The organism is Gordonia sp. 135 (genome assembly GCF_009720185.1).
Classification (GTDB): domain Bacteria; phylum Actinomycetota; class Actinomycetes; order Mycobacteriales; family Mycobacteriaceae; genus Gordonia; species Gordonia alkanivorans.
The window spans coordinates 4063310-4082889 of record NZ_CP046257.1; the positions used below are offsets into that span (position 1 = coordinate 4063310).

Sequence of the window (19580 nt, forward strand, 5' to 3'; positions counted from 1 at the left end):
TAGATCGGACCGAACTGGACGCGGTATTGCCCGAAGATCCCGGGGGTGGAGATATACCGATGTCACTGCAGGAAGTCACAAGCCCAAGGCACAGAAATGCAACTGCGACAACGTCAGCGCGGCGCACGGTCCACTACCTCCATGGACTGGTCGGAATCGTTAATGGTCGGATCTTCGAGTGATTCACCGAAGTGGTCGTTGTATTCGAAACGAATACTCTCCGCGCCGATTTCCTTCGAGAATCTCGTGAATTCTCGGCCGTTGGCCTGAACCACTTCCAGGTCAAGAGACCCGCCTGGCTTCACAAATGTTATCTGAGCACCGTCGCGCGCAGTCCACACCTTACCCCAGAGGTCGGGTCGATCCTCGAGATAGCCGGACGTCACATGAACAACCCGATCATGCCCGGCCGTCATCTTGTCGAGGCCGGTCCCTAGATTCTCAAGCTCTGTCTTCCATGCAGATTCGTTGTCCTGCGGATCAGCGGTCGGCAACGCAACCTCATCCATCTTCACGAGTGGCACGGCCATGCCGGCGACCTCGGAGAGCCCAGGGATCTTAAACCCACCAGCGGCCAAAAGCCCTCCGGCCGAGTCGATCAAGAAGGACTTCTCGTTGTACTCCCGCAATCTCTCCCAGTGGTCGTTGTCGGCGAGGGTTGAGAGCGCGTTGGTCAAGCCGTCGTCCATTGACCTGTGTATTTTGGCAGCGGCAGTGGCGAGCTCCGAGTTTTCCGGGTCGCTGCCGTACTCGTGCGCGAGGAAATTCTCCCATTGCACGGCTGCGCTCAACGCAACTCGACCCGCACCGGGATCCGTGGAGAGCACCCCGATGAGTTTTGAGAACTCCACCGTGTCTTCGAGCGGACCGGCTGTGTGGTTGACCAAGACCCCATCCGGAGCACCGGCGAAGTTACCGAAATACGGCGCGAGGTTCTTGGCAAGTACCTGCGACAGCAGAGCATTCCGGTCACCGAAGGTTTCGTACTTGTTATTTCCTGTTGAGTCTCGTTCGACGACCAAGGAATCGAGTTCGTTCTCGTGATCGATCAGAATGCGCGCCAATGCATTGGCGGCCCTACCACCGAGCTGCCCTTCGTAGCCCTCGGATGGTGCCGCCGCCCCGATCCAATCGAAAAGATCTCTACCGCCAGACAAATCGCCTTCGGCACCGAGTTTCACACCGTCGACAGACCACCGTTCAGAAAGAATGTTCAGCACGTGCGCATCGGCGTCGTATCTATGCCCCTCGGCAACCGTCACGCCCATCCGTTCCCCGGTCAGGAAATCGGTGACAGCTTGCCGGTCGTGACTCGAGTTGGTGAGCATCGAGCTCGCGAGCTTTCGCACGTCCTCGACGCGCTGATTTTCGTCGTACAGACCAAAGAGCTTATCTTCGTCGTCCGGAAGAGCTCCAGCGATTTCAGATGCCTGCTTGAGCATTCCTCGATCGACGTCAGTGCCCAACTGCAGACCACGGTCGGTACGGTCACTCAAGATCGTGTTCAGAGCCTTGAAGTCATCGAGACGCGGAACCCCTGCGAAGGAGTACGGGTATCCCGTCGACATACCTGCGGTCGTCCGCTTGATCGGATTCTCGCGAAGCAGTGACACAACCGAGTCAGGCAAGCGGTCAAGGCCGCCGGTTGAGCCCGCTTTCGTGTGTACGTTGGGAGACGACATGATGCGGAAGGCGTCTCCGAGCAGGCCTGGCGCAGCGTTATGAACCTTGAGAAGCTCGTCCATGTTCGCTGTCTTGAGCTCGGTCATGATGCTGCTGAGGTAGTTGTACTGCCCCTGGGGGATCTCCGTGGCCTGCCCACCTCGGAGCGCTTCGAGCTGCTCGGGACTCAAGGATGTCGCTTGCCTCAGTCGCTCTCGGGCCACCGGCGACAATTTGCCATCCTTGAGCGCCTTCAGGTCTAGCTCGGACTGACGAACACTGAGTCCCGCTGTGACGGGCGCGAGCGTTCTGATGAGTTCCTCTGCTTCACTGATCGCGCGCTTCGTGTCGACGTCAGCAGTGTGCAACTCCTGCGCAAGCCTCTGGAGTCGGATGGTCTCGTTGGTTGCTTCTTCGCCGCGGATGCGACGAGCTTCGGCTATCTCAGACAGTGCCGTGGAGTCACCCTCGTTGCGCTTCTCTTCGGATGCGTGGTCTCTCAGGTCACGGACGGTCCAATCCTCAGAGACGGAGAACTGGTCGTTCTCGAGATTGGTAGCTGACGTATTAAGGTTCTCGACCATCGGGGCCATTCGACTGCCCCCCGACTTGAACGCTTCGCCGAGTTCCTCGACAGCGTCCGCGACACGGGTCATCTGCGTTTTCTCCCAGTCGGCGAGGGTCACCGCCCCGTCACGAGCGGCCCCCTTCCAATCGAGGCCAGTTACCTTCGCATGGAGTTCCCCGGCTTTTCTCTCGATTGCGGTCGACACCGGTACCAAGGCGGACGCCGCATGAGCGAGAACCTCGGGGTGCGCATCGCGAACAACACTGCGTGTCTTTGCCGCCATCACTCAGGACGCTGGTTGAGATTGCCAAGCGACTCTAGTAGTCGAGCGGCAACGTAGTCGACATTGACCATCACGCTCGAGGCGGACTTCAGCGCATCGCCAAACTGTTCGTGTCGGCCTGCAATCGTCGTCAGCGCCTGCTTCACTGACGCATCGACGCTGCCAGTGGCTGATGCAGTCTCAAAGCCAACCAGTGAATTTCGGATCGCTCCGAAAGTCGGCGATTCAATCCCCCGAATCGACGTACCGTACGAATGCAAGTGCGTCGCCGCGTCAGCGAGACTGCCCGGGTTCACCTCTACAGGCTTCGGTGTCACTCTTCCCCCACCCAATCTGATGACCACCATGCGCGCAGCCACGATCAGCATCAAACATCCTCGCGATCCTAACCGCTCACGGATGGGGATGCTGTCAGGTACTCCACAGGTAGAGCAGAACGCAGTCAGCAATAGGTATCGCTGAGCGATACCTATTGCTGAACCGGGTGCCTATCCCCGCGCGGCGATCCGCGCTTGTACCTCGGGGCGTCGAAGCGGGGGAACCGTCTTCGGCGGTTGACGACGCTCGGGCAGGGCGTCGAGCAGGGTGCGGGTCGCTGCGGTGACGGCGACGACCGCGGCCTCGAAGGCCTCGGCGTTGGCCGGCGACGGGTGCCGAACACCGCTCACCTTGCGGACGTATTGCCGCGCGGCTGCCTCGACCTCGTCGGCCGTGGCGGGCGGTTCCAGTCCGCGGAGTTCGGTGATGTTGCGGCACATGGCGGTTCCCTTCGCAGGTGGCTGTCTCCTGCGATCGTCGCCGGCCGAGCCGATGTCCTCAGTCGCCGATCTTCACGACCGCCTTACCCAGAATCCGCCCCTCGGCGAGATCGGTCAACGCCTCGGGCAGCTGATCCAGCGAGTAGGTGACGTTGACCTGCGGGGTCATGCCGTCGGCGATCATCTGGCTCAGCTCCTCGTGCAGCTTCGCGGGGAGATTCAGCTCGGGATGGGTGCGCACGTACTCGCCCCAGGCCGCGCCGACGACCGCGATGTTGCGGAAGAGAACGCGGTTGAGCTTGACCGTCGGGATCCCGCCCGCCGCGAAGCCGACGACCACGTAGCGACCGTCCGGCGCGACCTGGCGCAGCGCCTCGTCGAAGACCTCACCTCCGGACGGATCGATCATGACGTCGACACCCTTGGGCGCGACCTCCCGGAGCATGTCGCCCCAGCCCTCCTCGAGCTGCACGATCTCGTCGGCGCCGGCGCTGCGAAGCAGTTCCTCGGCACCCTTGCGGTGGACGATGGCCACGACCTTCGCACCCATGGCCTTGGCGACCATGATCGACGCGGTGCCGACACCGCCGGCGGCACCCAGCACACCGACGACCTCACCCGGCTGGGTGTGTGCGCGGGTCTTCAGCGCGAACAGCGCGGTCTGATAATTGATGCCCATCGCAGAGCCCTGCTCGAAGCTGAGCCCCTCGGGCAGCGGCAGCAGCTGTTCCGGCGCGGCCGCCACCTGCTCGGCGAAACCGCCGACGATCGAGGCGACGAGGACCTTGTCCCCCACCTTCACCGACGATCCCTCGGGTGCCGACCGCACCACGCCCGCGACCTCGGTACCCGGGGTGAACGGGGTCGGCACGCGGAGCTGGTACTTGCCCTGGCTCATCAGGAGGTCCGGGAAACACACTCCACAGGACTTGACGTCGACGACGACCTGGCCGTCGGCGGGAGTGGGGTCGGGGACCTCGGTCAATTCGAGTCCGGAAGGGCCTGTCTCTGCACTGAGTACCTGAGCTTTCATAACGGTCACCCTACGCGGCGCCCCTCACACACCCGATAGGATCTGTGCCATGTCACAGTCCACGGCACCGTCGCCGAACGCACCGTCCCCCGAACGTCGCAAAGTCGCCGACGAGGCGCCCGGCTTCATGCCGCTCGACGAGGCCCAGACGCTGTTCGAGATCGCCGGAGAGTATCTGTCCCAACCAGATTCGACGAAGGTCGGCGTGGAGATCGGCACCTACTGCGGAAAGTCCACGGTGTTCCTGGGTTCCGCCGCCGAGGCGAACGACGCCGTCCTCGTCACCGTCGACCACCACCGCGGCTCCGAGGAGCACCAACCCGGCTGGGAGTACCACGACGAATCGCTGGTCGACCCACACACCGGCACGCTCGACACCTCGGCACGTTTCCGCCGCACCATGTTCGACGCCGGACTCGAGAAGACCGTCGTCGGACTCCTCGCACCGTCGAAAGTCGCCGCCCGCATCTGGGGCAAGCCTGCCGACTTCGTGTTCATCGACGGCGGCCACAGCATGGAAGCCGCCCAGAACGACCTCGACGGCTGGGCTCCGTGGGTGCGCATCGGCGGCGCCCTGCTGATCCACGACGTCTTCCCCGACCCCGCCGACGGCGGACGTCCGCCCTACGAGATCTATTGCCAGGCTTTGGAAACCGGCCAGTTCACCGAGGTCCGGGCGGAAGGATCGCTGCGCGTGCTCCGACGCGACTCGGGTGAGGTCGGAGCGCCGCTGCAGGCCTGACCCTGCACCGAAAGGCGTTGGCGCCCTATGCCTGCTCCAACATCGCGCGCGCTTTCCCGAGGACGTCGGGATACCGCTTGAGGTGTGCGCCGCCGTTCACGTCGAACGCTGCTCCGGTGATCCATCGCGCCTTGTCGGAGGCGAGAAAGACGATGGTGTCGGCGATCTCGGCGGGTTCGCCGCTGCGTCCGAGCGGTGTGTTCTCGATGTACTCCTCGGTGAGACCCGGCACGAATCCGATGCCCTCGGTCAGCGGCGTCGACACCAGACCCGGCGATACGGCGTTGACCCGTATCCCCCGTTCCGCCAACTCCAGGGCCGCGACCTCGACGAGCATCAGCACACCCGCCTTCGACGCGCAGTACGAACCCATCCCGGCACCCGGCTGCCGACCGTTGAGCGACGCGATGCAGGTGATCGAACCGCCGTCGGCGATCCGTCGGCCGGCGTGTTTGATCACCAGGAACGTGCCCGTGAGGCAGACGTCGACGGTGTGACGCCAGGCATTCAACTCGAGTTCGGTCAGGGCTCCCGGATCAGACAGTCCGGCGCAGTTCACCACCGTGTCGAACTCTCCGACCGCGTCGAACGCCGCGACCACCGAATCCTCGTCGGTGACGTCGAGCCGCAGTGCGCGGACGGTGCCGAGACGCTCGGCCGCAACCTTTTCGGCACGCTCGGCGTCGACATCGGCGACGACGACCTCCACTCCCCCGGCCGTCAGCGCATCGACCGTCGCGAGCCCGATTCCCGACGCTCCCCCGATGACGATCGCGCGCTTCACCGGGCGGTCACCGTCTCGACCGCGAGCTTGCGGGTGAGGAACGCGATCGCGTGGCCCACACACGGTTCGAACCAGTCGTTGCCCGCGAAGACGTCGAAGTGATCACACGGGTAGTGCCGGACCTCGGCGCGTGCCTTGAACGCCGCCTTCGCCGCGGCGTGAGGAGGCGCGGCCGAGTCGTAGTCGGCGATCTGCACGAGCACCGGCGCGTCGAGCTCGTGGACATGCTTGTCGGCACGGAAACCGCCGATCTCCAGACCCACCGACGCATCGACCTCGTTGCGCCAGGACGGTCCGGCGATCGCCAGGTAGCTCTCGAGGAACCCCGGCGCTGTCAGTGCCGCATCACGGTCCCCCGGCTTGCCGACGACGCGCATCATCTTCGGGCCGCGCCCCAGCTTCGCCGACAGCGCACTCGCCACCGCGGTCGCGGTGGATCGGGCGATCGCCGCACCCCCGACCTGGTCGTAGGCGACGCGACCGGCCGCGAGCCCGTTGACGAGGGGGATCACCGAGATCACCGCGGCGATGTCGGTTCGGCCACCGGAGACAGTCAGGACGTGACCGCCCGACTGCGAAACTCCCCAGAGGATCACCCGATTCGGGTCGACGCCGGGCTGCTTCTTCGCAGCAACGATCGCCGCGCGATAGTCGTCGGCTTGGCGTTCCAGCGAGATCTGCTGTCTCGGTTGACCTTCGGACAACCCGAAACCGCGGTAGTCGAACGCGAAGACCGCGAGTCCAGCCTCCGCGAAACGCCGGGCGAACGGTTCGAGACCCGAGTCCTTGGTGCCCGCGAAACCATGCGCCATCACGACGACGGGCCGTTTGCCGTCGACCTCGAAGGGCGAAGCCGACGAACCAGCGAAAAACCATGCGTCGCAGTCGGTGCCGGACGACGGGAAGCGGACGGTCTCCGCCCCGGACGTTGTGGTCGTGCCCGCTGCGGTCATGCTGAGGCCCCCGCTTCCGAGACGGTGCCGACGGGCACGGAATCCGCGACACCGGCCCAGGTCATCGGCCCCTGCTCCTGCGCGCGGCGTCGACCGTCGGGAATCTCTTTGGTACGCATGTTGTGTTCGTAGAGGTAGTGGTCGAGTTGCTGCGTGTGTCGCGCGCTCTGGACCATGTGGCCGGTGAAGAACTCTGTGTCCGCCGCGATCGTGTCCCGCATCTGGGCAACCGATGGCGGACGATAGTGGCCCGTCGCGTACGCACCGATCAGGCGCGCCTGGCACTCGACGAACGGGAACAGCGTCGGGACGGCCTGCGCGAACCCGGCGAAGACGAGGTCGTCGATACCGGGGTAGAACATCCGCTTGTAGAGGTCGATCCGGTTGTCCGGGGCGGAGATGAAGTCGGGGTCGAAGAACGGGAAGGTGATGTTGTATCCCGTTGCATAGATGATGATGTCGAAGTCGTCGGAGGTACCGTCGTCGAAGTGGACCGTCGATCCGTCGAGCCGGCTGACGTTCGGCTTGGCGATGACGTCGCCGGAGCCCAGGCGTAGCGGCAGCTCCACCGACTGCGTCGGATGCGCCTCGAAGAACTTGTGATTCGGAGTCGGGAGACCGTAGTCCTCCGGACGGCCGGCTGTCACCGGTTGCATGATCTGCACGAACTTGCGCTGCCACGCCATCGGGATGTGCGGCGAGGTCTTGTAGTACTTGTCGGCGGGCTTGCCGCCGAAATACTTCGGCACGATCCACGCACCGGAGCGGGTGGACAGGGTCAGCTTGTTGTCGAGCGCCTTCGACGACAACTCCACCGCGATGTCGGCAGCGCTGTTCCCCAGGCCGACGACCAGGATGCGCTTGCCCATGAAGTCATGCGGCGTCCGCGGATCGATGTAGTGGTGCGCATGCATCTCGATGCCGTCGAACTCACCCGGGAAGCTCGGGAACCGCGGGTCCCAGTGGTGCCCGTTGGCGACGACGAGGAGATCGAAGCGGCGTCGTTCACCTCGTTGGGTCTCCAGCTCCCAGCCTCCACCGTCGAGTCGACGGGCGTGCTCGACGCCGTTGGTGAACTCGATCGACGAGGTGAGGTCGAAGGCCTCCGCGTAGGAGTCGAGGTACGCCTTGATCTGCGTGTGGTGCGGGAAGTCCGGGTAATCATCCGGCATCGGGAAGTCCCGGAAGGACAACTGATGCTTGGAGGTGTCGATGTGCAGCGACCGGTACGCGCTGCTGTGGCCGTTCGGGTTGCCGAATGCCCAGTTGCCGCCGATGCGGTCGGAGCTCTCGAAGCAGGTGTACGGGACGCCGTAGTCGGTGAGCATCTTGCCCGCGGTCAGGCCGCTGATCCCGGCGCCGATGATCGCGGTGGTTGGTAAAGGCACGCTGCCCCCTCTGGACAAACTTCGGTGATGATCGAACATCGCGGTGTAGACACAATCTGGTTTGTGTCTACACCATGACCTGAACCGTGTACACAGATTCCACGAACTGTCTACGGGCTTGTTAGTCTTCGCCGGAGCGCTGACGACAGAGCAGACCCAGGCGACGAGCGACGCAGGAGACCCCGTGACCGAGACGACCAACCCGTCGGTTCACGACCGGTTGCTCGACGCCACCGAGAAGTTGCTGGCCGAAAAAGGCATTCGGGCGACGACGATGCAGCAGGTCGCCGAGTCCGCCGGGGTCTCCCGGGCGTGGCTGTACCGGCACTACCCCGACAAACCGTCGATGATCGGCGCGACCATCGTGCGGCTGACGGAATCGTTCTGGCGCGACGCACGAGCGACGCTCGACGACATCGGCGATCTGGCCGGCCAGCTGACCGCCGGCGTACGGATCGGGCGCGGCGCCTACGATGACCCCGGAACCCTCCTCATGCGATTGCGCACCGAGGAACCGACGGAGTTCGCCGAATGCGCGGGCGTCGGCGTCGTGAAACTGGTACCCGACCTCGCCGGCTTCTGGTTCCCGTACATCGAGGCCGCCGCCCGACGCGGGGAGATCCACGCCGGACACGACCTGCACGAGGTCGCCGAATGGGTTGCGCGCGTGCTGATCAGCCTCGGCACATCGCCGGGCGAGACGATCGACATCGACGACGCCGAGCAGGTCCGGCGCCATCTCGACCGGTTCGTGATACCCGGTCTGCGTACCGACCCGCTCGCCTGACCCGGCGCTAGACGGCTGCCGGCGCGAGGTCGAGTTTTCCGGCCAGCTTCGCCAGGTAGCCTGTCGCGCGTTCCACCGAGTCGTCGGGCAAGCCGTAAAGCACTGTGGTCACGCCGATCTCGCGCCACTTCACGAGCTTCTCCGGCACCGGCCTGAAGTCGAGGACGACGATCTCCGGCTCACCCTCGCGACCGGCATCGGACCAGATGCGCTTGAGCAGGGCAACGGAACCCTCGATGTCCTCCTCGCCCGGGGTGGTGATCCAGCCGTCTGCGCTGCGGGCGATCCACTTGAAGTTCTTCTCGTTGCCGGCCGCACCGACCTGAACGGGGATGAGTCCCTGCGTCGACTTGGGCCACGCCCAGCTCGGCCCGAAGTTCACGAATTCGCCGCTGTACTCGGCTTCTTCCTGCGTCCACAGGGCACGCATCGCCTCGAGGTACTCGCGCAGCATGGTTCGACGCCGCTTCGGCGGCACGTTGTGGTCGGCGAGTTCGTCCAGGTTCCAACCGAATCCCACGCCGAGGGTCACCCGGCCCCCGGAGATGTGGTCGAGGGTGGCGATCGTCTTGGCCAGGGTGATCGGGTCCGACTGGACCGGGAGCGCCACGGCAGTCGCCAGACGGATGCGCTCGGTGACCGCAGCGGCGGCGGCGAGCGACGTCCACGGATCGAGGGTGCGCATGTACCGGTCATCGGGAAGGGTCTCGTCACCGGTCTGCGGGTGCGCGGCGTCACGGCGGGTGGGGATGTGGCCGTGCTCGGGCACGTAGTACGACGCGAAGCCGGCGTTCTCGATCAGCGGCGCGAGCACGTGCGGCTTGAGCCCGCGATCGCTGGTGAACTGCACGATTCCGAACTCCATGAGGCCTCCCCGGGCACCGTTGCGGCCGCCCGGAACAGAATCGGACGGTTGACTGGACACCAGTCTAGGTGATGGGCGCCACAGAGACCAGGGGGTGCGATCAGGGCGCGACGGCCAGCCGCTGACGGACATCGCGGAAGATGCCGTTGGCGACACTGGTGCGACTCACGGCATCGGCCGCCAGGACGACGGCAGCAGAGGTCCAGCAGCTCTTCTCCACCGGCCAGCGTTTGCCGTCGGCGAAAACCAGTCCGGTCCAATACGATCCGTCGGGATCGCGCAGATGCTGAATCGAGGCGATGAGCTCGATGGCGTCGGCGGTGTCGCCGAGCGAGTCGAGAGCCAATGCCAGCTCGCAGGTTTCGGCACCGGTGACCCACGGACGGTGGTCGACGCAACGCACACCCTTGCCGGGGACGACGAACTCGTTCCAGCGGCGGGCGATCAGCTTCTGCCCCTCTTCCCCACGCACCGCGCCGCCGAGGATCGGGTAGTACCAGTCCATCGAATGTTCGGACGGAGGTGTGAAGATCTCCCACTCGGCGTCGCGCGCGGTGTCCGTACGGATGGCGTCACCGAGTTTGGTGTGCGCGGCGATCCACGCGGCGTCGGGCTGATCCAGCTCGGCCGCGATCCGGATCGCGCAGTCGATAGCCTGAAAAATGCTGGCGTTGCCGGTGATCAGGGCCTCACCGAACATCGCGCCGGTGCGGTGGTCGCCGCCCCACCGGAACGCGCCGTCGTCCCGCTGGAAGCGCAGGACACAGTCGATGGCCGACCAGACGACCGGCCACATCCGCTGCAGGAAGGCGTCGTCACCGGTGATCAGGTAGTGGTGCCAGACCCCGACCGCGATGTAGGCGCAGAAGTTGGAGTCGGTGCCGGCGTCTTCGACCTTGCCGCACACGGTGCGGATCGGCCACGAGCCGTCGGCTCGCTGTTTACGCCGCGACCATTCGTATGCCGCCTCGGCCTCGGCGTGAAAGCCGGTCACCGACAACGCCATCGCCGATTCGATGTGATCCCACGGATCGGTCTGCCCACCGGGGAACCAGGGCAGTGCGCCGGATTCCTCCTGCATGCCGACGATGGCCGCGCCGGTGGCGCGCATCTGCTCGGCGGTGACCACTCCAGGGACAGCCGGAGCGGCCGTCATGAAGACGCGGCAGTCTCGGGCTTACGGAGATACAGGGCCACGGACTTGCCGATCATCGGGTTGAGCACCTGCTCACCCACACGGGTCAGCCACGGCTTGCTCATCATGTCCCAGACGAGCAGCTGATGATATCCCTTGACCAGCAGGTTGTCGTTGTTCTCCACGCCGACAGCACATTTCAGCCACCAGTACGGAGCGTGAAGGGCGTGTGCGTGATCGATGCCGGTGACCTCGAGGCCCGCCTTGCGCAGCTTGTCGGCCAGTTCCGAGGCCTTGTAGATACGGACGTGTCCGCCCTCGACCTCGTGGTATTCGTCCGAAAGGGCCCAGCAGACCTTCTCCGGCCAGTACCGCGGCACCGTCACGGCGGCCACGCCACCGGGCTTGAGGACGCGGACCATCTCGCTGATCGCACCCTCGTCCGTCGGGATGTGCTCAAGGATCTCGGACATGAGGACCACGTCGAAGCTGTTGTCCGCGTAAGGAAGACGCAGCGCATCTCCGACCTCGGCGCGCGCCTTGGCCGAGGCGGGCACATGCCCTTCGGCCGTCATGGCGTCGAACATCTCCGCGACGTCGGCCATGTCACTCTCCGACATGTCGAAGGCGATGACATCCGCTCCCCGACGGAACATCTCGAAAGAGTGTCGTCCCTGACCCGCCCCGATGTCGATCGCCTTGGTGCCCGGGCCCACGCCCAGACGGTCGAAATCAACTGTCAGCACTCGATGTCCCTTCTGTTGCTCGCCGGTGTCCGGCGAGCACGGTTTCGTAGTGGGCCGCAGTCTTCGCGGCCACCGCCGCCCAGCTGTAGTTCTCCTCGGCGCGGCGGCGTCCTCCCGAGCCCAGACGCGCACGCAGTTCGGCGTCGTCGAACAGTCGTCCGATCGCCTGTGCGAGGCGCCCGGAATCCCGCGGCGGCACCAGCAACGCGGCCTCTTCACTCGTGCCGACGACTTCCGGGATCGCACCGGCGCGAGTGGCCACGAGCGGTGTCCCACAGCTCATCGCCTCGACGGCCGGCAACGAGAAGCCCTCGTACAGCGACGGAACGCAGGCAACCTCGGCCGAGGCCAGGAGCTCCGCGATCTCGGCGTCCTCGAGCCCCGAGACCACCGACACCCGGTCGGCGATCGCGAGATCCTCGATCATCTTGGCAGACGGCCCATTAGGGTCCAACTTGGACACCAGTACCAGTTTGACGTCGTCACGCTCGGCAGCGAGCTTCGCAACCGCCTCCAGAAGGTACGACACACCCTTGAGCGGCGCGTCGGCGCTGGCGACACAGACGATCCGGCCCGGGACGCGGTCGGCACCGGGCGTGAAGATCTCGGTGTCGACGCCGAGCGGGATCGTGGTGATGCGGCCCGACGGGATGTCGAACGCCTTGCGGATGTCGACCTCGCTGCTGCGAGAAACGGTGAGCAGCTCCGGGATCCGGCGCGAGACGCGTCCCTGCATACGCAGGAAGGAGTGCCAGCGCCACGCGGTGATCTTGCGCCAGCCCTTGGCCGCCTTGACCGCGAGGGTGCGGTCACGCGTGATCGGGTGGTGGATCGTCGCGATGAGCGGGAAGCCCGCCTTCTGGATCTCGAGCAGTCCGTACCCGAGGCACTGGTTGTCGTGCACGATGTCGAAGTCGTCGCGCCGTTCCTTCAGCAGCCGGGCGACCCGCAGGCTGAAGGTGAGCGGCTCGCCGAAGCTCGCCGTCCACATCGATCCGACCTCGAGCATGTCGATCCAGTCGCGGTACTCGCTCAGCTTCGGCGTACGGAACGGGTCCGGCTCGTCGTAGAGCCCGAGGCTGGGCACCTTGGTGATCGTGACGCCGGCGTCGATCGCCGACTGGTCGAGCTCCGGATACGGCTGTCCCGAGAAGATCTCGACGCTGTGCCCGAGCAGCGCGAGCTCGCGGGAGAGGTGACGGACGTAGACGCCCTGCCCACCGCAATGAGGTTTGCTGCGGTAGGACAGCAGTGCAACCCGCACGGTTACTGCGCTCCGGCGGCGGCCGCCGCCTCGAACTCGGAGATGCTGACGAACTTCGCCCGTGCACGGCCGGCGGCCTTGCCCGCGGACTTCTCCGCTGCGTCGATGGCCTTCCATCCCGCGAGGTCGATGCGGTTGGCACCGCGGTCGGCGCACAGTGCGGCGACATCGTCACGCGGGGTCGACGGATCGCCGATGGCCCCGGCGACGAAGTCGTCGATGACGGCGCGTGCCGTCTCCTGACCGCACAGTCGATTCATGCCGATGCCACCTGTCGCTCCGCGTTTGATCCAACCGGTGACGTACAGCCCCGGCATCACATCGCCCTCGGTCGCGACCTGAACGCGCCCCCCTGCGTTCGGGACGACGCCGCGCCCCTCGTCGAAGGGGAGGTCGGTGACCGGGACGCCGCGGTACCCGATGGCCCGTAGCACCAGGCCGGTCTCGAGATCGAACCGCTCGTCGGTGGCCCTCACGGCCACGCGGCCGGCGGCATCGTCGTCGGCTTCGGTGTAGGCATTGCGCACGCACGTCAGCGTAGCCACTTCGCCGTCACCGGCAATTCCGACGGGAGAGGTGAGGAAACGGAAGACGATTCGCTTGTTGCCCGGCGTCAGCGGACGTTCGGCGAACTCACGGGCCAACCGGATCTTGGTGGCGATCGTCGAGTCGAGGGTGTCGTCGGCCAGGGCCGCTTCGGACGACTGATCGAGGACCAGGTCCTCAGGATCGATGACCACGTCGACGCCCTCGACGTCGCCGAGAGCGAGGAACTCGCTGTTGGTGTACGCCGCCTGCGCGATGCCGCGGCGGCCGAGTAGCACGACTTCGGAGATGTTCGATTCGCGCAGCTTCGCCAGGGCGTGGTCGGCGATGTCGGTCTTGGCCAGTTCGTCGGGGTCGGTGACGAGGATGCGCGCCACGTCGAGCGCGACGTTGCCGTTGCCGACGACGACAGCCCGTTCCGAGGACAGGTCGACGTCGAGGTCGGCGAAGTCCGGGTGGCCGTTGTACCAGGCGACGAACTGGGTGGCCGCGACGGAGTTGCGCAGGTCCTCACCCTCGATGTTCAGCCGCTTGTCGGTCGCGGCGCCCACCGCGTAGATGACCGCGTGGTAGCGGGCGACGAGCTCGTCGTGGCTGATGTGCTTGCCGACCTCGACGTTGAGGTAGTAGTCGAAGTTCTTCTTGGCGGCGACCGACGCGAAGGTCTTCTCGACCCCCTTCGTGGCGGCGTGGTCCGGGGCGACGCCCGCGCGGACCAGGCCGTAGGGCGTGGGCAGACGGTCGAACATGTCGACCTTGATGGCCGGTTTGCGGACGAGTTCCTCGGCGGCGTAGAAGGCGGCCGGACCGGCACCGACGATCGCGACGTGCAGTTCCCGGTCGGGCAGCTGCGGCGCCTTGCGTGGCGGGACGAGCCCGCCCTCGACGTCGTGGTCCTTGTAGTAGTCCGCGTTGATCTGCAGGTACGGCTCGTCGCGCTCGGTGAGCTGATCGTCGGGGACGATCGCCTCGACCGGGCACTCGTCGATGCACGCGCCGCAGTCGATACAGGTCTCCGGGTCGATGTACAGAGCCTCGGCAGTCAAGAACTCCGGCTCGTCGGGCGTCGGGTGGATGCAGTTCACCGGACACACGCTCACGCAACTGGCGTCGTTGCAACATGGACGGGTAATCACATGCGCCATCTGCTGTTTCTCCGTAATTCCACACGTAGAACGTGTTCTAGTTTCAGTCTTGACTGTATCTTAACTGCAAAGATACCTGCGACCCATCGAAGGGACCCGAGTGAGCCAGGTTACGTCAGGCGAGAGAGCGGGATCACTACCCGACCGCAAGGAGGGCGCCCGGTTCTACCAGGCGGGATACCGGGTCCGGACCGGTGATGTCGACCAGGACATGCGGGTGCGGCTCGACGCCGTCGCGCGGTACCTGCAGGACGTCGCCAACGACAATCTCGAGGCCACCGAGTTCGGGAAGACCGAGCCCTTCTGGATCGTCCGGCGCACCATCATCGACGTCATCCGGCCGATCACCTGGCCGGCGACGGTGACCGCCCAGCGCTGGTGCGGCGCGCTGTCGACCCGCTGGACCAACATGCGGGTGCGGCTCACCTCAGAGCACGAGACCAACCGGTTCAATCCCGACCACCGCCCCGCCGGCCTCATCGAGACCGAGGCGTTCTGGATCAACGTCAACGACAAAGGCGTTCCGTCACGGCTCTCCGACGAGGCCTTCGAGATGTTGTCGTCGATGACCGACGAGCACCGCCTGCGGTGGAAGTCGATGAACCCCGAGAAGGCCCCGGCCGCCGAGGACATCCCCTTCCCCGACCGCGAGCACGTCCTGCGGATCACCGACTTCGACCCCTTCAAGCACCTCAACAACGCCGCCTACCTCGAGGCCATCGAGGACGAGCTGGTCGAGCACCCCGACCTCGTCGACATGCCGCACCGCGTCGTCATCGAGTACCTGCGGCCCATCGTTCCCGGGACGCGTCTGCTCCTGCGTCGTGTCCGCGAGGGCGATCACCTGACCGTGTGGCTGATGATGCCCGGCACCGGCGACGAGCTGGTCGTCGCGGCGAGTGTCGTGGTGGGGCCGCTACCCACCAATCGGTAGAAGGAACCCGTAGACAGCGCGCACCTACGAAGTCCGGGGCTACTGACCACCCTGGAGGAGCAGCTCCATGAGCTTGATCGGAGCCTCGCACGGGTCGCCCGCGGGTGCGCTGCGGGGTTCGACGAACCAGGTGAAGATCCCGCGACTGGGAGCCCGCGCGGTGACCCCGCAGACGCCCGGACGGTTGGGGTCGCGCTGCGTGAAGGCGGACTGGCTGGCGACCTTGATGTTCTCGGTCTGGAAACCGAGCTTCTTGGCCGTCTCCTTCTCGAGGTTGACGTTGCCCCACTCGAACCAGTTGAACGTCACGCTGACGACGTCGGTCGCGCCGGACACCAGCCACCGGCAGATGGCACCGCTGAAGGACCGTTCGGCGAACCCACCGCCGGCCACCACGTCGGCGATCATCGCGTCGGGAAGCACGTCGCACTCGAGAAGCAGTTTGTCGAACTGATCGGTGTCGATGTCGCTGCTGCCGGACTGTCCGGCGGCGCCCACCGGCACCGGCTCACCGTCGACCGTGCGCGCGCAACCGACGAGTGCGGTCAGGCCGAGGAGAAGCGCGACGAGGACCGCGAGTGACCGCCTCATGAGGCACGCTCGATGGACAGCTTCGCCAACTCCCGTGCGGCGTCGCAGATCTGCTCGATGGGCCGCGCCTCGACCGCGTCGCCCCGGATCGACCACTCGAAGAAGTCGGCGCCGAATCCCATACCGACCTCACAGATCTGGCCTGACTGGGTATAGCCGATGAACCCCTGGTGACCGTCGATCTCGAGTTTGTTGGTCACGTCGCGCGACAGCTTCACGTTGGCCTCTTCGCGGCCGATCGGCGAACCGCGGTACCAGTTGAACGAGGCGACGGCCCCTGTCCGCGAGCCGGTGGTGTCCCATTCGCACACCGACGTGTTGTTGACGGTCTCGGTGAGTCCGCCGAAGCCGGTGATGCGGGTGACCTCTTCCAGCGTCACGCCGCCGCATTTGCCGAAGAACGGCCCGGAACCGGCCTGCGCGGGCGCCTCGGGGGTGTTCGGCCTGTTCGGGTCGGACGGCTCGTCGTCCGAACAACCACCGACGAGCAGCACGACGACGGCGAGGAAGGCGACGAGGAAGCTCGAGTCGCGGAGCCGATCGAGTTGTCGCCGTTCGCGTTTGGTGGGTCGGCCGGCACCGCGGTCACGACGCGGCTGACTCGCCAGGATCTCCCTGGGCGGCGGTGGCGGCGACCGGTCGATGAAGCACTCGGCGGCCATCGGCGCCGACACCCGCTTGTTGATGGTCTTGGTGACCTCGACGATGCGTTCGCGCCCGTCGAGCCGGACGCGGACCTCGTCACCCGGAACCACCGGCTGGGCGGGCTTGGCCGTCACGCCGTTGACGCGGACATGGCCCCCACGGCATGCGGCACCCGCCGCGGATCGGGTCTTGGTCAGGCGGATGGCCCAGATGTAGGCATCGACGCGCGTGGACATGGTCAGTGACCCGGCCGCCCGGCCGTCCGGCCGTGGTGACGTCCCGAATCGTCGATCATGCGCCCACACTCCCTTCACCCGCATGTGCCCGCCGGCACCGCGCAGCGATGCGGTCGGGCTCATTGGCCACCACTGTAGCCGCGCGGATCGTCGAGTCGGGGTTCACCGCGCGGGCGTCGTGCTCACCGCTTGCGGGACAGCAGGTACACCCCGCCGCCGACGGCCAGGATGGCGAAGAGGATCGCCAGGAACGTCTGGTCGAGCACCAGCAGGACCACGAACACGGCGACGCCCGGTGACACCGCGACCAGGCTCATCACCGGATGCTGCCGGACGACCTCCGACACTGCTCTGCTTCTGTCGCGATCGATCGCCATCACGGCCTCCCTGGTCGGCTCCGCTTTTCGACCAGCGTAGTCATTTGTCGTCCGGGTCGGCCGGAGGTCGATCCGTCGACCGACCGTGAGCCCTGACTCCCCGGTCGGGGGCTGGAGAATGGTCGACGCCCCGGCACGGATCGAGTCCAATGCCGGGGCGCCGGTCTGTGGGCGGCCGGTGTCAGGCCGCTTCGGCGCCGGAGCCGCTCGACGAGCCCGAGTCGCTGCCGGAACCACTGCCCGAGTCGGCGTCGCGGCCGGCGCCGGAGCTGCCGCTGCCGCTGTCCGAACCGGAGTCACCGGCCGAGCTGGAACCGCTGTCCGAGCCGGCGTCGCCGCCGGAGCTCGCGGAGTCCGAGCCGCCGTCCGAATCCGAGTCACCGTTGTCGGAGCCGTTGTCAGAGCCGTTGTCCGGGCCGGCGTCGGAATCCCCGGCGTCGGAGGCCTCAGGGGCGCGGTGCTTGCCTTCGTAGCCGTCATCGGCCGCCCGATGCTTGCCGACGTACTCGTCGACGACGTCGCTGCCCGAGTCGTCGGATGCGATCTCGGGCGCCGCCACGAGATCGGGGCCCACGAACTCTGCGGCTTCCGGCTCCGCGAAGGTCGACGCCGCGAACGCGGTGGGAGCCGAGGCCGCGACCCGGGCGACGGCGTTCGACTGCGGGATCACCGCGCCGCCGGTCGCCGGGATGCCGAAGGGGAACTCATAGCTCGGAATGTGGATGACCGGGACGATCTCGCCGGTGTCGAGCTGCCCGAAGGTGATGACCGGGAGGCCGAGGCGGTTCGGACGGTACTCGCCGTTCACCTCGACCAGCGGGCGGAACGTCACCTGGGAACCCAGCCAGTCGACGGTGATCGGCCCGGTGAAGCCGTAGTCACTGGTGAGGCGGAGGAAGTTGCCGCTGAACAGGTCGTAGTCGCCGCCGATGCTCAGGCGGGAGAAGTCCTTGGAGAGGGACATCCAGTCGCCGTCGAAGTCGATGCCGGAACCGCTCAGAATCGACGCCAGGATTCCCTGCAGCGCTTCCTGACCGGCGTCGCCGAGGACACCCGTCGGGTCTGACAGCAGCGCCGTCGGGTCGGTGAGCGCGAACTGCACCTCACCGTTGGGCTGCTGGTAACGGAAGTCGAAGGTGCCCAGCACATTCGCGCAGGCTCCGACGCCGTCGGCGTACGCACCGGTCAGGCCGCCGTAGCAGCCGACGCCCTTGATGCCGGGGATCTCGAGGATCTCCTTGCCCAGCACGGTGACCGGGAGGTCGCCGGTGTTCCAGGCGTGGGCCATGCCGAGGAGGGCGAAGGACTTGGCCGTGCGGCCGTCGCTCGCTCCCGCGGTCGCGATGCTCAACGGCAGGTACGAGATGGCAGTCGCGTCGCCTTCGCGGAACGCCACGGCGAGCTGGAAGCCGTTGCCGATGACCTTCGCCGAGCCCTCGGTGCCCGGCGCGTCAGTCATCGCCCTCGGCACATCCAGACCCAACCATCGGGCAATGTCACCCAGCGCCGACCCGGAAAGGGTGTCGTAGGTCTTCTTGACCGGGTCATAAACGGTGACCGGGACGACCTCGATCCGATCGGGGAGAACGACTGCGATCCCGAGACCGCCCCAGTCGGTGTTCGACTGAGAACAATCGGCGCCGCCGCGCGCACCTCCCGAGAGGCATGATTCGACACGCCATTCCGCGGCGAGGTTCGCACCGAGCCCGTTACCGAGGCCGGTGACGAGATTCCCGATGGGATTGCCCTGGTTGAAACCAGCAGACCACTTCTTGAGGTCGTCCAGCGCCGAGGCCTCCGCGGCCGCCGGCTCCATCGCCTGCCCGGCGCCGATCGCGGCCACCGTGGCGATCGCGGCCGCGCCCGCGACGACGCGGTGCTGACGCTTCTGCTTGCGGTCCGCGCGCCGCGCGACCTTCTCCGAACGCTGAGTTCGGTTCCGCCCCATGCTGGTCACTCGTCCAACTTTCTTTCTCCCCACCCCTTGCGCTGAGCAAGTTAAGCATCGGAAATCGAAAATTGGTAGCCGAAACGAGGCCTGTCACAAAACCACCGGGTTGGACAAACGACCAGGTCGGAGGTCGACAGTCATCGCGCGAGGCGCTCGGTTCCGTATGACATCGAGCCCGGTTTGCGGG

Annotated in this window: 19 protein-coding genes; 3 read left to right on the forward strand and 16 right to left on the reverse strand. The window is 66.0% G+C overall.

Annotated elements, in window-relative coordinates; translation table 11 throughout:
• Positions 1 to 113 precede the first annotated feature (113 nt).
• The 4 genes from GKZ92_RS18440 to GKZ92_RS18455 all read right to left on the reverse strand — a co-directional run bounded on the left by GKZ92_RS18440 (position 114) and on the right by GKZ92_RS18455 (position 4304).
• Positions 114 to 2513, reverse strand: a complete 2400-nt coding sequence (locus GKZ92_RS18440) for a TPR repeat region-containing protein (protein ID WP_155225512.1) — start codon at positions 2511 to 2513, stop codon at positions 114 to 116.
• A complete protein-coding gene (locus GKZ92_RS18445) occupies positions 2513 to 2881 on the reverse strand; it encodes a hypothetical protein (RefSeq protein WP_081724878.1) in 369 nt (122 codons plus the stop codon). Before GKZ92_RS18445 ends, GKZ92_RS18440 begins: the two co-directional genes overlap by 1 nt.
• 120 nt (positions 2882 to 3001) lie before the next feature.
• Complete coding sequence (locus GKZ92_RS18450) at positions 3002 to 3271, reverse strand: DUF2277 domain-containing protein (protein ID WP_006358618.1); 270 nt, start codon at positions 3269 to 3271, stop codon at positions 3002 to 3004.
• Between the two features lie 58 nt (positions 3272 to 3329).
• On the reverse strand, positions 3330 to 4304 hold the full coding sequence (locus GKZ92_RS18455) for an NADPH:quinone oxidoreductase family protein (protein ID WP_035755796.1): 975 nt from the start codon (positions 4302 to 4304) through the stop codon (positions 3330 to 3332).
• A 49-nt stretch (positions 4305 to 4353) separates the two neighbouring features.
• On the opposite strand from GKZ92_RS18455, the gene GKZ92_RS18460 reads away from it, so the two are divergent.
• Positions 4354 to 5046 (forward strand): class I SAM-dependent methyltransferase, encoded by a 693-nt coding sequence (locus GKZ92_RS18460; RefSeq protein WP_035755798.1) that lies wholly within the window; start codon positions 4354 to 4356, stop codon positions 5044 to 5046.
• 25 nt (positions 5047 to 5071) lie between these two features.
• On the opposite strand, the gene GKZ92_RS18465 is transcribed toward GKZ92_RS18460, so the two are convergent.
• Genes GKZ92_RS18465 through GKZ92_RS18475 form a run of 3 tightly spaced genes read right to left on the reverse strand, consistent with a single transcriptional unit; the run spans position 5072 to position 8171 of the window.
• Positions 5072 to 5830 (reverse strand): SDR family NAD(P)-dependent oxidoreductase, encoded by a 759-nt coding sequence (locus tag GKZ92_RS18465; RefSeq protein ID WP_081724879.1) that lies wholly within the window; start codon positions 5828 to 5830, stop codon positions 5072 to 5074.
• Entirely contained in the window at positions 5827 to 6783 is a 957-nt protein-coding gene (locus tag GKZ92_RS18470) for an alpha/beta hydrolase (protein ID WP_035755801.1), read from the reverse strand. The genes GKZ92_RS18465 and GKZ92_RS18470 overlap by 4 nt, the downstream gene beginning before the upstream one ends.
• Entirely contained in the window at positions 6780 to 8171 is a 1392-nt protein-coding gene (locus GKZ92_RS18475) for a flavin-containing monooxygenase (RefSeq protein WP_035755805.1), read from the reverse strand. The genes GKZ92_RS18470 and GKZ92_RS18475 overlap by 4 nt, the downstream gene beginning before the upstream one ends.
• A gap of 184 nt (positions 8172 to 8355) precedes the next feature.
• Here GKZ92_RS18475 and GKZ92_RS18480 point away from each other — a divergent pair, with 184 nt between their 5' ends.
• On the forward strand, positions 8356 to 8958 hold the full coding sequence (locus tag GKZ92_RS18480; RefSeq protein WP_006358624.1) for a TetR/AcrR family transcriptional regulator: 603 nt from the start codon (positions 8356 to 8358) through the stop codon (positions 8956 to 8958).
• 7 nt (positions 8959 to 8965) lie between these two features.
• Here the strand turns inward: GKZ92_RS18480 and GKZ92_RS18485 are convergent, their stop codons facing one another.
• The 5 genes from GKZ92_RS18485 to GKZ92_RS18505 all read right to left on the reverse strand — a co-directional run bounded on the left by GKZ92_RS18485 (position 8966) and on the right by GKZ92_RS18505 (position 14659).
• Positions 8966 to 9823, reverse strand: a complete 858-nt coding sequence (locus GKZ92_RS18485) for an LLM class F420-dependent oxidoreductase (RefSeq protein ID WP_155225513.1) — start codon at positions 9821 to 9823, stop codon at positions 8966 to 8968.
• Positions 9824 to 9923: 100 nt separating this feature from the next.
• A complete protein-coding gene (locus GKZ92_RS18490; RefSeq protein ID WP_035755810.1) occupies positions 9924 to 10979 on the reverse strand; it encodes a prenyltransferase in 1056 nt (351 codons plus the stop codon).
• Positions 10976 to 11704: a class I SAM-dependent methyltransferase gene (locus GKZ92_RS18495; protein ID WP_006358627.1), complete on the reverse strand. Its 729-nt coding sequence runs from the start codon at positions 11702 to 11704 to the stop codon at positions 10976 to 10978. Before GKZ92_RS18495 ends, GKZ92_RS18490 begins: the two co-directional genes overlap by 4 nt.
• Positions 11691 to 12968 (reverse strand): glycosyltransferase family 4 protein, encoded by a 1278-nt coding sequence (locus GKZ92_RS18500; protein ID WP_005201455.1) that lies wholly within the window; start codon positions 12966 to 12968, stop codon positions 11691 to 11693. The genes GKZ92_RS18495 and GKZ92_RS18500 overlap by 14 nt, the downstream gene beginning before the upstream one ends.
• Before the next feature lie 2 nt (positions 12969 to 12970).
• The gene (locus GKZ92_RS18505; protein ID WP_155225514.1) at positions 12971 to 14659 is read right to left on the reverse strand and encodes an FAD-dependent oxidoreductase; all 1689 of its coding nucleotides are present in this window, start codon (positions 14657 to 14659) and stop codon (positions 12971 to 12973) included.
• Positions 14660 to 14759: 100 nt separating this feature from the next.
• On the opposite strand from GKZ92_RS18505, the gene GKZ92_RS18510 reads away from it, so the two are divergent.
• A complete protein-coding gene (locus tag GKZ92_RS18510) occupies positions 14760 to 15593 on the forward strand; it encodes an acyl-[acyl-carrier-protein] thioesterase (RefSeq protein ID WP_155225515.1) in 834 nt (277 codons plus the stop codon).
• 39 nt (positions 15594 to 15632) lie between these two features.
• On the opposite strand, the gene GKZ92_RS18515 is transcribed toward GKZ92_RS18510, so the two are convergent.
• From GKZ92_RS18515 to GKZ92_RS18530, 4 genes are all read right to left on the reverse strand, one after another.
• On the reverse strand, positions 15633 to 16184 hold the full coding sequence (locus tag GKZ92_RS18515; protein ID WP_155225516.1) for a DUF3558 domain-containing protein: 552 nt from the start codon (positions 16182 to 16184) through the stop codon (positions 15633 to 15635).
• A complete protein-coding gene (locus GKZ92_RS18520; RefSeq protein ID WP_035755854.1) occupies positions 16181 to 17065 on the reverse strand; it encodes a DUF3558 family protein in 885 nt (294 codons plus the stop codon). Before GKZ92_RS18520 ends, GKZ92_RS18515 begins: the two co-directional genes overlap by 4 nt.
• Positions 17066 to 17247: 182 nt before the next feature.
• On the reverse strand, positions 17248 to 17442 hold the full coding sequence (locus GKZ92_RS18525; RefSeq protein ID WP_006358632.1) for a hypothetical protein: 195 nt from the start codon (positions 17440 to 17442) through the stop codon (positions 17248 to 17250).
• Between the two features lie 181 nt (positions 17443 to 17623).
• Complete coding sequence (locus GKZ92_RS18530; protein ID WP_035755817.1) at positions 17624 to 19390, reverse strand: hypothetical protein; 1767 nt, start codon at positions 19388 to 19390, stop codon at positions 17624 to 17626.
• Positions 19391 to 19580 lie beyond the last annotated feature (190 nt).